The organism is Acinetobacter sp. Tr-809 (assembly GCF_011753255.1).
GTDB lineage: Bacteria > Pseudomonadota > Gammaproteobacteria > Pseudomonadales > Moraxellaceae > Acinetobacter.
Window position 1 is genome coordinate 640,735 of the sequence record NZ_VWVZ01000002.1, and the last position, 14,039, is coordinate 654,773.

The window sequence follows — 14,039 nt, forward strand, 5'->3', positions numbered from 1 at the left end:
AGATTCACGATAAGTTCGAGGTATTGAATGAGCCCAGAATTTGATGAATTGGTGGTTCGTCTCATCACCGAGGAGGATTGGAAAATCCTTAAAACCGTTCGTTTAGAGTCGCTGCTTGATAGTCCAGACGTTTTCGCTGTTAATTATGCCACTGCGGAGAAATATAGTGAGTCTGAATGGCGTGACCGCGCCTCACAAAATTTTCAAAATCAATATATTTTAGCAATTAAAGGGAATCGGGCAATTGGGATTATTGGCGCAACTCAAAACGCTGTACATGAATTTAATGTGATCGCGATGTGGGTTAACCCTATGTTTCGTGGTCGTGGTATAGCCGATCTTCTGATTTCTGCAATTAAGAATTTAGCAATTTCTAAAGGTCATTCTAGGATTGTATTAAGCGTATCTCCAAGAAATGAGCGAGCAGTCTGTTTATATGCTAGGCACGATTTTGTGTTTATACCTGAATGGGAGTCTTTAGCCCTGAGTTCAGGTGAAAGAAATCAAAAAATGGAATGTGTGTTTTTTTAATAAAGGCTAAGCACAAGACCTTCAGGCGTTTCATTTATTTCGGATAATCGCTGCTTAAAAGGCTCGTAATTTCGGAACCGGAGTCTTACATGTAACGCCCAGGCAATCAATGCTATAAAAAATCAAACTTGATCAATTGCAAGCAGGGCGATAGTTCAGATGTTGCGCAGTTCTTTGAAGTAAGAACATGGGTATATACGAGTAATGAGTAGTTTCAATCTATTGAATATACTCGTTAATTTTTCCTATTTGATTGAGTCAGTTGGTTCTTAAATCCGAAAGAATTATTCAAATTCGAAGGTGCATCACAGAAATCTTCGTGCTACACTACGCTGAATCGGGCATTCACCCGATTTTTTTATGTGGTTGCTTTTTGTGTGGATGCTTCCACATTGAACAGATTTTAGGTTTGGAACATGGCCATTTCAGAGACATGGTTGCTCCCTGACGGGGTAGCAGATGTATTGCCAGAACAAGCGCAAGTTGTTGAAACCTTGCGTCGAGAAGCTTTAGATTTCCTCGCAGTTCGAGGTTATCAATTGGTGTATACGCCATTTATTGAATACATCGAATCGCTCTCTCTACTTTCAGAATCTAATCAAGATTTAGATTTAGTTACTTTCAAAGTTATTGATCAACTTTCTGGCCGTTTACTCGGTGTGCGTGCGGATATGACGCCGCAAGTTGCGCGTATAGATGCTCATGTTCGACCAATTGAAGGTGTCGCACGCTATTGCTATGCAGGTTCAGTCTTGCATACCAAACCACAGAATTTTAATGCAACTCGTGCGCCTTTACAGTTAGGTGCAGAGTTGTATGGTCATGACAGCATCGAAGCAGATGTTGAAATGATCAACGTTATGTTGGCGTTAATTGAGCATACTCATACTTTAGAGGGCGCTCATTTAGATTTAGGTCATGTTGGTTTATTCCGTAGTCTGGTTAAACGCGCTGGCTTAAATAAAAATACCGAAAGTGAACTTTCTGACTTATATCAGCGTAAAGCTTTCCCAGAGTTAGAAGAATTCACGCAAGATTTAGCGATGGGTGCGGACTTTTATGCTTTAGGGCGTTATGCAAGCGACCTTGATGCACTAGAAACGCATTTAAGCCAAGATATTTTAAATGATGCGGATTTTAAAAATGCTTTAGATGCATTGAAATCTACATTGGCGAAAATCCAATCACGTTGGTCTGGCCTGAATATTGGCATCGACGTGGTCGAGTTGCGTAGTTATCACTATCATACAGGTTTGATGTATGCCATTTACGCACCGAATCGTGCCGCACCACTGGCTCAAGGTGGTCGTTATGATGGTATTGGTGAGCATTTTGGACGTGCGCGTCCAGCAACTGGATTTAGTTGTGACTTATATGCTTTAGGCGCGACACAGTTTGTAGAAATTGAAACAGTGGTTGCACCGAAAGGCAACGATCAAGATTTATTAAATGCAATCGCAGATGTACGTGGCAAAGGTTCACGTGTGGTGCAGTTGTTGGGTAATGATGATTTAAGCTCAGTGCCTTATGCGACCCATCAGTTGGTGTCTCAAAACGGGCAGTGGGTGATTGAAAAAATTTAATTGCCAAGTTTTTAAGACTTGGTTTCCAATTTTAACAGCATGATGTAATGAGGCTATTATGGGCAAAAATGTTGTGGTACTTGGTACCCAATGGGGCGACGAAGGCAAAGGTAAAATCGTCGACCTGCTCACAGATCAAGCGGCTGCGGTAGTTCGCTACCAAGGCGGACACAACGCAGGTCATACGCTTGTGGTAGGTGGTAAGAAGACTGTATTACACCTCATTCCATCAGGTATTTTACGTGAAAACGTATTGTGCTTAATCGGGAATGGTGTTGTTCTTTCTCCTGAAGCCTTGATTAAAGAAATGGCGATTTTGGAACAAGAAGGCGTACCTGTTAAAGAGCGTTTACGTATTTCTCCAAACTGCCCACTTATTTTGCCAAACCACATTGCGCTTGACCAAGCACGTGAGAAAAAACGTGGTAACGCGAAAATTGGTACAACTGGTCGCGGTATTGGCCCAGCTTACGAAGACAAAGTTGCACGTCGTGCTGTACGCGTAGCAGATTTGATTCGTGGTGGTGCTTTGCTTGAGGAAAAACTCAAGGAAATGCTTGAGCTGCATAACTTCCAGCTTACTCAATTCTATGGCGTTGAAGAAGTTAAGTTTGAAGATGTGCTTGCACTTTGTGATGCATGGCGCGAAGTTCTTGCTCCATTAGTGATTGATGTAACGACTGTATTACATAATTACCGCAAAGAAGGTAAGGCAATCATGTTCGAAGGTGCGCAAGGTTCATTACTTGACATCGACCATGGTACCTATCCATTTGTAACAAGCTCAAATACAACTGCTGGTGGCGTAAGCTCTGGTTCAGGTATGGGTCCATTGCATTTAGACTATGTATTGGGTATTACCAAAGCATATACAACACGTGTAGGTGCAGGTCCATTCCCAACTGAGTTGCATTATGATGCAGCAACAGATACTGGTGATGCAATTGGTCGTCACTTAGGTACAGTGGGCCATGAGTTTGGTGCGTCGACTGGCCGTCAACGTCGTTGTGGTTGGTTCGATGCTGAGATTTTACGTCGTTCGGTTGACGTGAACTCATTATCTGGTATTTGCTTAACTAAACTTGATGTATTAGATGGTTTAGAAGAAGTAAAAATCTGTGTAGGTTATGAAGATGTAGATTCTGGCTGTGCGGGCTCATCTGATGCGATTTCATTCGAAAGCTTGAAACCAATCTATGAAACGATGCCGGGTTGGAGTGAGTCTACTGTTGGTTTGACTCAAATTGACCAACTTCCTGCAAATGCATTGGCATATGTACGTCGTATTGAAACTTTAATTGGTTGCCCAATTGATATCGTTTCAACAGGTCCTGACCGTGCAGAAACAATCGTATTACGTCATCCATTTTCAGCATAAGCTGAATCGATGACAAAAAAGCTCTCATGAATTTGAGAGCTTTTTTTATGGGAAATATTTAGGGAGAAGCAGGTTAAATGACTTTAAAACTGATTGCTGAAGACTATATCCAGCCAGAGAAAATTGATGAGGTGTTAGCGCTTTATCAAGAGCTGGTAGAGAAAACCAAAGCTGAAGTCGGATGTATTGCCTATGATCTTTATCATGACCATAAACAGAAAGGGCATTTTGTTTTTATTGAAGAATGGGTTGATCGTGAAGCACTGGATTTACATGTACAGTCAGAGCATTTCCAACGATTAGTGCCTCAGATTGATCAATATCAAATACAGGCTGGGCGTTTTACGCATCTACATCGCTTCGAAGTTTTATTATCTGATAAAGAAGATGGATAAGTTGATCTTGACTCAAAGATCAGCGATAGCAAAAAATTAGATTTTGATTCCAATCTTTGTTATTTCACAGTCTAAAAAATCCTCGTTATAGTGATTCTACGTTCAGACAAAGAGGGTTTAACCATGACTAAAAAGAGAATCCGCTACAATGGCTATGAATTAGCGTGCCGATGTTAATTTAAATCAAAGCGCTTAAAAGGGTACAAACCAATTTTGATCAAGGCGGGGAGAGAGGTTGGTTTGAACATTTAAACAATAAAAATAATACTGAGTGTTGGATAATAAGATTTATAAAAAATCGAAGAGAACCGAAAGGTTCTCTTTTTTATTCGGTTTGCTCTTCAATCTCTTTCACAGCGTTATAAACGGCAGCGGGTTTAATATTCAGCATTTTTTTACCAAAACTTCTGAGCCACCACACCAGTTGAGAGGTGAATGGGACTGTTGCAGAGACTTCGACAATATTCTCTTCTAGATGTTGAATGATTTGATCTTTACTTAGCTGGCTTTCGTAGAAACTCTTGGCTGTACTCTCGGTCATGGTGAGTTTTAAATGAACTTGTTCGGTTGGCTTGCTGTAGTCAACACGGAAGCCCAAAGCACCAGACTCGATATAATTATCAATTTCAAAGTTCACAGGGTGCAAAGCACGACTTTCTAATACGGTTGCTGCTTTAAAGCGGTGCAATGCGAAGGTTTGTACTTCAGTTTTATCGTTTCGGGTACAGATTAAATAAATCACTGCACCTTTTTGAACCAAAGCCAGTGGATTGAGGATGTAGGTCTTATCTTCACCCTGATGGGTGCGGGCGCGATAAATACATTCGATCTGTTTGTCTTGTAATAAACCTTCATAAATCGCTTGTTGCGCATGTTTGTCGACGATAGGTGGAATCAATGGTTGTGTCGCTGGCACGATACGGACGCGATTAATCCACTGTCGAACGTTATTCTGTGTCGATAGGCTCCGTTTGGCCAGATCAAACCAAGGTGTCATTTCTTCTAATAAACTTGGTGGAAGCAAGTGACGTAAATGCTCTTCGACCATCATAAACGTAACTGCTTGCGAGCTGGTCATGTGGGGCAAACTTTGAATAGGTGCATCTGAACGCCAACGCCAGCCTTGCGGTACGGTCTTATTGCTCTCGATTGGGAAGCGCTGAGCAATTTGGTTTAAATCACGCTGAATGGTACGCAGACTGATATCAATACCTTCACGTTCTAATATTTCTTGTAATTCGCGGGTGCCCATCCATTTCCCAGTCGAAAGGTGGGATAAGATTTGCCATTGGCGATAAAGGCTATTGGATGTTTCTTTTTCTTGTATGGATGACATAAGCGAAATACGTAATTCAATGGTCTAAAGCAGACACAATAAAAAAACTATACTTAATTATCAAGTCCATCCTATCTAGATTACGTATTTACGACTGAAATGCCCCTAGTTTTGCTTAAATATTCTAAGTCTGGTTGAAAATTGATCATTTTGTATAAGTGGCATTGAAATTGCTTCCTTTAGATATAAATAAATGATGAGACGAGGTTTCTATGTCAGAACAAGAACACAACCTACATATCAGCACAGATTATTATGCACCAGAACCCAATCCAGTGGCGTCCGTTGATACCTCTACATTTATTTCACAGCTCAATGTGACCACCAATTTATTTGAGCAACTTAAATCACAATTTTTCAATGAAATGTTAGATGACAAAAGCTTTAACGGTGAAGCGTCCAAAAAAATTGAACAATGGTTGAGTATTCGTAGTCTTGATGATTTAAAAACACTAGAAGTACAAGCAAAACAGCATTTCCTTTATCAAGGCATTACTTTTAATGTTTACGGTGATCAGGAGGGTGCTGAGCGTACCATTCCTTACGATTTGATACCGCGTGTGATTGAAAAGAAGCAATGGGAAAAGATCGCAGCGGGCTGCGCACAACGAGTCAAAGCATTAAATTTATTTCTAGATGATATTTATCATGGACAGCATATTTTAAAAGAAGGTTTGATTCCTGCAGAACAAGTGATTGCACACGAAGCGTTCCAACCGCATATGTTAAAGCACCAGTTGAAAGGCAAGGTTTATTCGCAAATTAGTGGTATTGATATCATCCGTGACGGGCAAGGCGATTTCTTTGTGTTGGAAGATAACCTGCGAACCCCTTCAGGCGTATCTTATATGCTGGAAAGCCGAAAAATCAGCCAGAAATTGATGCCAGATCTGTGTAGCAGTAATAATTTACAGGGGATTGAGCAATATCCAAGTCTGTTAAGAGCAATTCTCGAAGAAAATGCTTATGTTGATCAGCCATTAATTGTGGTGCTTACACCTGGGCGCTTTAACAGTGCTTATTATGAACATTCATTTTTAGCGCGTGAAATGGATGTGCCACTGGTGACCAGCCGAGATTTGTATGTAGAAGATGATAAGGTTTTCGTCAAAACTATTCGTGGCCGCCAGCAGGTAGACGTCATCTATCGCCGTGTTGATGATGAATTCTTAGATCCACTCAGTTTTAGACCTGACAGCACGCTGGGTGTACCTGGACTGATGTCTGCATATTTACAGCACAATGTTGTGATTGCCAATGCACCTGGCACAGGTGTAGCAGATGACAAGTCGATTTATCCTTATGTCGATCAGATGATTCAGTTTTATTTAGGTGAAGCACCTATTTTGAATAATGTGCCAACTTATCAGTGTCGAGAAGCGGAACAGCTGGATTATGTGCTTAGTAATTTAGAAAAATTAGTGGTGAAAGAAGCACAAGGCTCAGGTGGTTATGGCATGTTGATTGGTCCTCAAGCAGATCAACAACAGATTGATTGTTTCAGACAGAAACTGATTGAGACGCCACATTTATATATTGCACAACCGACTTTGGCACTTTCCGTCGCTCCGACCATGACTGCGGAAGGGGTTGCTGAGCGACATATTGATTTAAGACCTTTTGTACTCAGCTCACCTTATCGCACTGAAATTGTGCCGGGTGGCTTAACACGTGTTGCCATGCAAGCAGGTTCTTTAGTGGTGAACTCTTCTCAAGGTGGTGGAATTAAAGATACATGGGTGGTTGAGACTTTACGTTCCTAAACGATAATCCACAGCCTGAATGATGATAACAACGAGGGCTGTGAGATTTATACTAAAAAAAGGGAGGAGATTTATGCTTTTACTTAGCTCGAGCGCTCAACATATTTATTGGTTAGGACGTTATCTATTTCGGATTGGTTATGTGGCTGGACATTTACCTTTTGTAGATGATCAGCAAGCATCAAAATTTGCACAGGCACTTTGTTTACACATTGATGATGCAGAGAACTTGAATCAATTTATGTTAGATCGGCAGCAGCCTTATTCTTTATTGAGTCAGCTTGAGATTGCGCGGGACAATATTCAGGAGCTTAGGGGGGTATTAACAGCGCAGGCCTATGCTGAGCTCAATTTTTTGATCAAAAATGTGGTAGTAGACGGGCTCGCGATTCAAGAAGTGGTACAAAGCTGTTGCAATATTTTAAAAACAGAGCAAGAAGATATTTTTCTATTTTTTCATATTGGGCAATGCGTTGAGAAAATAGATACCTATTTTAGGTTTCAACACAATACACATGCGGTGTTCGATGCGATTGATCCAACCATTGAGCGGTTATTTCAAATGGGATGGCAGGATTTGCAACCATGTTGGGAAGACTTGAAAGATCAGCCTTATTTAAATCAGTTTTATGCATTTACCTATAAATTGGAAAATCAATTTGAGGCATCCTCATGAAACTCATGGTGAATCACCAAACGCATTATCGCTATACCGAACTTGCACGGAACAGTGTTCAATCCATCAAAATGATGCCGCAAAGTTCACGGCATCAGAGTGTTGAGAATTGGCATATCAGTGTACCAGGGCAGTATTCGTGTCAGCGTGATGCATTTAACAATTTATGGATTACCGCAACACAACGCCATGATTATCGTTATCTGACTATCATGGCGCAAGGTGTGGTGGATTTGCATGCGACGGAGTTAGGCTATGTTGAAACCGATGTTTCATCATTGCTGTTTTTACAACGTACAGCAATGACCTGTTGTGACCTGACCATGACAGATTTTGCACATTCAATTGTTACGGTAAAAGATCGTCAACATTTAATTGTTTTATCTGAAAAAATCTTACAGCAAGTCCCATATCAGCCCGAAAGTACCTCGGTTACGACCTCAGCTATTGATGCTTTTTATGCGGGTCAGGGGGTTTGCCAAGACCACGCACATATATTAATTGCCATGTGCCGTGCGTTACAATTACCAGCACGTTACGTTTCGGGCTATATCTACGATGAAAATCAGCCACACCTCGCCAGTCATGCATGGGCAGAGGTTTTTGTGGATAATGAGTGGTATTGTTTCGATGTAAGTAACCAGATATTTACACCCCAAAATCATATATACGTTGCAGTTGGACGTGATTATTTAGATGTAGCACCTGTTCGAGGTATTCGTGAGCAAGGTGGGGTGGAAAGTATGATGTCTGTGGTGCAGGTTTTGGCATGTTGAATGTAAAGAGAGAAAGATGACCTATTGTTGCGCATTAAGATTAGAGCAGGGTTTGGTATTGATTAGTGATACCCGAACCAATGCAGGGGTCGATCATATTTCTGTATTTCGTAAGTTGCATACCTTTGGTGTTGACGGTGAACGTTTTATTGCTTTGCAAACAGCGGGTAATTTGGCGACGACTCAAGCCGTAATTGGGCATTTGCAGAATGCTTTGGCTTTGCACCAAGAGCCGAATTTGTATAGTGCCAATACCATGTTTGAAGTGGCTGAGTTGGTTGGAAAAACTTTACGTAAAGTGCTTGAAGACATTACCAGTGATACTCAAGAACAGATGAATTATTCATGTAGTATTTTGGTTGGCGGTCAGATTAAAGGCGAAGAAATGCAGCTTTATAATGTTTACCCACAAGGGAACTTTATTTGTGCAACCACCGATACGCCGTATTTTCAAATTGGTGAAAGTAAGTACGGTAAACCTATTTTAGATCGTGCTTTACACTACGACACGCCGCTAGATGATGCATTACGTTGCTCATTGATTTCTTTTGATTCGACTTTACGTTCTAATGTTTCAGTGGGTTTACCTTTAGATGCGTTGGTTTACCATAAAGACAGTTTTACAATTCCTGAAGGTAAACGTATTGGTGAGGATGACCCGTATTTTACGCAGATTAGTCGGCAGTGGTCCGAGACGCTGCGCCGTGGTTTACAAGAATTACCAAAGCCAACAACAGATTATGGTTTATAGCCTGTCTTAGCCCCCCCCATAAGCGAATATATGGATGCTTTAGGGGGACGTAACTAAGCTGTTGCTATATTTTTGCTGAGAATGCGATCTAACGACAACATACTTGGTCGAGATGTGATAAGGATGGCTAGAATAAACATGTACAGCAGATCATGCACATAAAAGAACCAACTGAGCCAGCTAATCGGATCTAAGCCATTTGGAATCGTATGAATTCCGACTGTGTATAGTGCTGTCAGGCAAATCATAAACAAGAAAATACTGCTGATCTGAGTAAATAACCCCAAAATCAGAAATAAACCTGCCAACATTTCAGTCGCTGAAACAAAAGTACTCATGATTGCTGGAAATGGAATGCCTGCATCGATGATTGTTTCCAGCATAATCAGTTTATTTTTTTCAACGAAAAGTTTATTGAAGCCTGTAGTAAAGAAAAAAATACCGATCGAAATTCGGATCACAAAGAGCACGAATTGCTGGATCGGCATTTTATACAGCGGATTATCATAAATCAGTTTTAACATGTGAGGCTTAAATTGTTAAAACTGTATTAGAGATAAAACCTAAAAGTTGATCAAGTATTGTTTAGTTACCTAGTTGTCGCACAGGGCGTTGGGTCAGGCGGCAAAGTAGTTCATAGCCAATCGTTCCATTGGCAGCCGCGACCTCATCCACTAAACGATGTTGACCCCAAAGTTCGACTTTTGTGCCGATTTCAGCTTTAACATGACTGATATCAATGGCAATCATGTCCATGCTGACACGACCGACTACAGGAACGAGTTGTTGATCAATGGCAACAAAATTTTGCTTCACAAAAGCACGTGGATAACCATCGCCATAGCCAATTGAAACAATAGCAATTTGTGATGCACATGACGCTGAGTAGGTCGAACCGTAACCGACAAATTCACCTTGTTGAATCTGATTGAGTGCGATGATTTCGGCACTAAAGGTCATGACAGGCTTTAGATCGAGCTCATGTACATTTTTATCAGCAAATGGGGATGCACCGTAAAGCATGATACCTGGACGAACAAAATCAAAATGCAATTCAGGGTATTTATAAATTGCAGCAGAATTACAGCAAGACACCAAGATTGGTTCACAGGCTTGTTTGACTTGTAAGAATTGCTGCTTTTGTTGCTCATTTAAAGGGTGGTCAACATCAGCATTGGCAAAATGCATGGCAAGTACACAGGTAAAACCTTCTGCTTTTAAGCGTTGAATGATATCGATGATTTCATTGACTTTAAAACCTAAACGATTCATGCCGCTATTTAGTTTGACCCAAACCTTTAAGCCCAACGCATTATAAGCAGCTTTATGTTGAATCAACCATTCGACTTGTTGGCTGTGATGAACGATACATTCAAGTTTCTGTTCGATAACCTGTTGCATCTCCTCTTCAGAAAACACGCCTTCAATGAGCGTAATCGGCTGCGTGTATCCCAGTTGCCTGATCTCCAAAGCTTCTTCCAAGCAGGCGACACCAAAAGCGTCCGTGGCCTCAAGGGCGGCTAAACAGTTTTTAACTCCATGTCCATAGGCATTGGCTTTGACCATACTGACGATTTTTGAATGTGGAGCAAGTTGTTTAACACGGTTTAAATTATATTGCAGTGCTGCACTGTCAATATAAACTGTTGCTTGGCGCACCCTGATTTCTCCTTTGGGTCGACTAGGAAACGAGATAATGCAATTTGGATCGCGAAGGGTTTATTCCTCATCCTCATATTGAGCATAGAACTCAGGCGAGAGGTTGCTAAAACGGGTGTATTGGCCTTCGAAGGCAAGACGAACGCTACCAATTGGACCGTTACGCTGTTTACCGATGATAATCTCAGCAGTACCTGCTTCTTTAGATTCTTTGTTATAGACTTCATCACGGTAAATGAACATGATCAAGTCGGCATCCTGCTCGATCGCACCCGATTCACGCAAGTCTGACATTACAGGCCGTTTGTTTGGTCGGTTCTCCAAACTACGGTTCAACTGAGACAGTGCAATTACAGGACATTGCATTTCTTTGGCCAAAGCTTTCAAGCTTCGCGAAATTTCCGAGATCTCGCCAACACGGTTATCACCCATGCCCGGGACTTTCATCAGCTGTAAGTAGTCGACCATGATACAGCCGATTTTACCATCATGCATTTTAGCCACACGACGTGCACGTGCACGAAGTTCGGTTGGTGGCAGGGCAGATGAATCATCGATATAAAGATGCATTTCTTGTAGCTGAAGAATGGTCCCAGTGACTTTGGTCCATTCATCGGCATCCAGATTACCTGAACGTAAATGCCCCTGATGGACTTTACCCATTGCTGAGATCAAACGCATCGCAATCGAGTCTGCTGGCATCTCCATCGAGAATACGAGAGCAGGTAAGCGGTTATATTGCAGTACACTTTCAACCAAGTTCATAGCGAACGTAGTTTTACCCATCGATGGACGTGCTGCAACAATAATCAAATCTCCGGCTTGCATCCCTGATGTTTTATTATCAAGCTCTAAGAAGCCTGTGGTTAAACCAGTAATGTTGCCATCTAATTTAGACAGCTCATCTAGCTTGGTAATCACATCTGCAGTCACTGAGCTGATTGATTTAGGACCTGAATCTTTTTTATTGTTATTGTGCTGTTCTGCCAAAGAGAAAATACTGGTTTCTGCTAAATCAAGAATTTCGCTGACTGGACGCCCTTTGGTGTCATAAGCATTTTGTAAAATATCACTGCTGATTTTGATCATGTTACGCAGAGTTGAGAACTCCTTGATTTTATTTGCATAAATTTCAAGGTTGTAGAAGCTTGATGGAGAGTCTGCCATCAATTGCATCAGATATTCTTCACCACCAATTGCATCTAACAGGTTTTGTTTGAGCAACCAGTCATTGACCAAAACAGCATCATACGGTGAGTTTTCCTGTGCCAGTTTTTCGATGGCACGATAAATATATTTGTGACGTGTCGCATAAAAATCATTTTCTTTGAGTAAGTCACTGACTTGTTCAAATGATTCTGCAACCGTCATTAACGCTGCCAATACCGCTTGCTCAATTGCAAGGTTATGCGGTGGAGTGCGAAATTCTTTTAGTTGACCTGAGTCACTCACTTTACTCTCTGTATTTGGAGAATTTTTTGTAAAATTGGCATTCGCCTGTGACATAACAAGACCTAATAAAAAGATGAAACCAAACCGAATGACTATCTTAATCCAAATGGAGGTCATCGGGACAATTTAATTCAGTGAAAATTGTGTAAGTGGCGAAAAAGTGTGGTTTGAATGCTAGAGCCGATTGGATGCACCCCATTGGCACATCATGTCTAAAAGTGGAATTAATGATAGCCCTCGTTCAGATAAACTGTATTCGACTTTGGGTGGGATTTGTGGATATTCCTTGCGAATAATTAGCTGATCTTTTTCCATTTCTTTCAAGGTTAAGCTTAAGGTTTTGAATGAGATGTTACCGATTGAACGTTTTAATTCATTGAATCGCATGATGGATTTATGTTGATAAAGCCAATACATGATAATCATTTTATATTTTCCATTGATCAGGGAAAGTGTATATCCAAAATCTGTTTGTTCTAAGTCAATATGGGGTGGTGCACAAATTTCCATAGTATTCTTCTAACGCTAACTTTTAGTCTAGTATATAACCATAATGACCGTACTTATATTCTTGAAAGCATACTTTTATAATCAATTCCATGCCGATTACTGAACGACTTAAATGTCTGATGGGATGATTTGAAATGAAAAAAACGCTCGTGATTATTGCTCATCCTGATATTCATAATTCTGTTATTAACAAACGCTGGATCGAGGAATTAGCTCAATATCCAGATGAATTCACCATCCATGAACTTTATCAAAATTATCCCGACGGTCATATTGATGTGGCAAGAGAACAAGCATTGGTTGAAGCACATCAAAATTTGGTCTTTCAATTTCCGATTTATTGGTTTAATTGCCCACCATTATTAAAACAATGGTTGGATGATGTACTGACCTATGGTTGGGCTTATGGCTCCGCAGGTCATCAATTAAAAGACAAGAAAATAACGCTTGCGGTCTCAGCGGGGATCAAAGAGAAAGACTATTCAACTGATGGACGATATCAATTTAGTTTAAAAGAATTGTGTTTACCATTTGAATTGACAGCCCGTTATGTAAAGGCGGATTACCAACCAATGTATGCTTTTTATGGAATGGATACCAATCCGGAAGAAGGGGAGATTCAACCTACTGGGAATGAAATCAATCAGAGTGCAGTGAATTATGTGAAATATTTATTAGAGATGCATTAACTGCATTTTCAATAAATAGAGTGATTTAAGAAAACAAAATAATAGACATAAAAAAAGAGCATGTAAAACATGCTCTTTTTTTTGCAGAAATTACTCAGATACGATAGTAACGAGAACTTCAGCAACAACATCATGGTGCAATTGGATTGCGATGTTGAATTCACCAGTGTGACGAAGCGCACCGTTTGGTAAACGAACTTCTGCACGGTCTACAACAAGACCAGCATTAGTTAAAGCATCAGCGATGTCACGAGTACCGATTGAACCGAAGAGTTTACCTTCGTCACCAGCTTTAGCAGTGATCACGATGTTAACTTCGTTCAATTGTTCAGCACGTGCGTTTGCAGCAGCTAATACTTCAGCTTCTTGCTTCTCAAGTTCAGCACGACGAGCTTCAAAAGCAGCAGTGTTTGCTTCTGTTGCAGCTACAGCTTTACCTTGAGGGATCAAGAAGTTACGACCGTAACCAGCTTTAACTGATACTTTGTCGCCTAATTTACCAAGGTTTTTAATGCGTTGTAATAAGATAACGTCCACAGC

General features: G+C 40.8%; 15 protein-coding genes. 9 read left to right on the forward strand and 6 right to left on the reverse strand.

Annotated elements, in window-relative coordinates:
* Window positions 1–27 precede the first annotated feature (27 nt).
* The 4 genes from F3J02_RS07020 (at window position 28) to F3J02_RS07035 (ending at window position 3,887) form a co-directional block, all read left to right on the forward strand.
* A complete protein-coding gene (locus F3J02_RS07020; protein WP_167248315.1) occupies window positions 28–531 on the forward strand; it encodes a GNAT family N-acetyltransferase in 504 nt (167 codons plus the stop codon).
* Window positions 532–947: 416 nt separating this feature from the next.
* Window positions 948–2,114, forward strand: a complete 1,167-nt coding sequence (locus tag F3J02_RS07025; protein WP_167248316.1) for an ATP phosphoribosyltransferase regulatory subunit — start codon at window positions 948–950, stop codon at window positions 2,112–2,114.
* Between the two features lie 58 nt (window positions 2,115–2,172).
* Window positions 2,173–3,492, forward strand: a complete 1,320-nt coding sequence (locus F3J02_RS07030) for an adenylosuccinate synthase (protein WP_005204729.1) — start codon at window positions 2,173–2,175, stop codon at window positions 3,490–3,492.
* A 77-nt stretch (window positions 3,493–3,569) separates the two neighbouring features.
* A complete protein-coding gene (locus F3J02_RS07035) occupies window positions 3,570–3,887 on the forward strand; it encodes a putative quinol monooxygenase (RefSeq protein ID WP_167248317.1) in 318 nt (105 codons plus the stop codon).
* A gap of 325 nt (window positions 3,888–4,212) precedes the next feature.
* On the opposite strand, the gene F3J02_RS18500 is transcribed toward F3J02_RS07035, so the two are convergent.
* Window positions 4,213–5,223 (reverse strand): helix-turn-helix transcriptional regulator, encoded by a 1,011-nt coding sequence (locus tag F3J02_RS18500; protein ID WP_167248318.1) that lies wholly within the window; start codon window positions 5,221–5,223, stop codon window positions 4,213–4,215.
* A 212-nt stretch (window positions 5,224–5,435) separates the two neighbouring features.
* On the opposite strand from F3J02_RS18500, the gene F3J02_RS07045 reads away from it, so the two are divergent.
* From F3J02_RS07045 to F3J02_RS07060, 4 genes are all read left to right on the forward strand, one after another.
* Window positions 5,436–6,986, forward strand: a complete 1,551-nt coding sequence (locus tag F3J02_RS07045) for a circularly permuted type 2 ATP-grasp protein (protein ID WP_167248319.1) — start codon at window positions 5,436–5,438, stop codon at window positions 6,984–6,986.
* Window positions 6,987–7,059: 73 nt separating this feature from the next.
* Window positions 7,060–7,662, forward strand: a complete 603-nt coding sequence (locus F3J02_RS07050) for an alpha-E domain-containing protein (protein ID WP_167248320.1) — start codon at window positions 7,060–7,062, stop codon at window positions 7,660–7,662.
* The gene (locus F3J02_RS07055; RefSeq protein WP_167248321.1) at window positions 7,659–8,438 is read left to right on the forward strand and encodes a transglutaminase family protein; all 780 of its coding nucleotides are present in this window, start codon (window positions 7,659–7,661) and stop codon (window positions 8,436–8,438) included. The genes F3J02_RS07050 and F3J02_RS07055 overlap by 4 nt, the downstream gene beginning before the upstream one ends.
* A gap of 16 nt (window positions 8,439–8,454) precedes the next feature.
* Window positions 8,455–9,189 carry a proteasome-type protease gene (locus F3J02_RS07060; RefSeq protein WP_167248322.1) on the forward strand — a complete coding sequence of 245 codons (735 nt, stop codon included), beginning with the start codon at window positions 8,455–8,457 and terminating at the stop codon, window positions 9,187–9,189.
* Window positions 9,190–9,242: 53 nt separating this feature from the next.
* On the opposite strand, the gene F3J02_RS07065 is transcribed toward F3J02_RS07060, so the two are convergent.
* The 4 genes from F3J02_RS07065 to F3J02_RS07080 all read right to left on the reverse strand — a co-directional run bounded on the left by F3J02_RS07065 (window position 9,243) and on the right by F3J02_RS07080 (window position 12,810).
* Window positions 9,243–9,713 (reverse strand): DoxX family protein, encoded by a 471-nt coding sequence (locus tag F3J02_RS07065; RefSeq protein WP_167248323.1) that lies wholly within the window; start codon window positions 9,711–9,713, stop codon window positions 9,243–9,245.
* Between the two features lie 61 nt (window positions 9,714–9,774).
* Window positions 9,775–10,848 (reverse strand): alanine racemase, encoded by a 1,074-nt coding sequence (gene alr / locus F3J02_RS07070; RefSeq protein WP_167248324.1) that lies wholly within the window; start codon window positions 10,846–10,848, stop codon window positions 9,775–9,777.
* Between the two features lie 60 nt (window positions 10,849–10,908).
* Window positions 10,909–12,354: a replicative DNA helicase gene (dnaB, locus tag F3J02_RS07075; protein ID WP_005204716.1), complete on the reverse strand. Its 1,446-nt coding sequence runs from the start codon at window positions 12,352–12,354 to the stop codon at window positions 10,909–10,911.
* 120 nt (window positions 12,355–12,474) lie between these two features.
* Window positions 12,475–12,810, reverse strand: a complete 336-nt coding sequence (locus F3J02_RS07080; protein WP_167248325.1) for a winged helix-turn-helix transcriptional regulator — start codon at window positions 12,808–12,810, stop codon at window positions 12,475–12,477.
* Between the two features lie 134 nt (window positions 12,811–12,944).
* On the opposite strand from F3J02_RS07080, the gene F3J02_RS07085 reads away from it, so the two are divergent.
* Window positions 12,945–13,499 carry an NAD(P)H-dependent oxidoreductase gene (locus F3J02_RS07085; protein ID WP_167248326.1) on the forward strand — a complete coding sequence of 185 codons (555 nt, stop codon included), beginning with the start codon at window positions 12,945–12,947 and terminating at the stop codon, window positions 13,497–13,499.
* A gap of 90 nt (window positions 13,500–13,589) precedes the next feature.
* Here F3J02_RS07085 and rplI read toward each other — a convergent pair whose 3' ends face one another.
* On the reverse strand, window positions 13,590–14,036 hold the full coding sequence (rplI, locus tag F3J02_RS07090; RefSeq protein WP_004654410.1) for a 50S ribosomal protein L9: 447 nt from the start codon (window positions 14,034–14,036) through the stop codon (window positions 13,590–13,592).
* Between the last annotated feature and the right edge of the window lie 3 nt (window positions 14,037–14,039).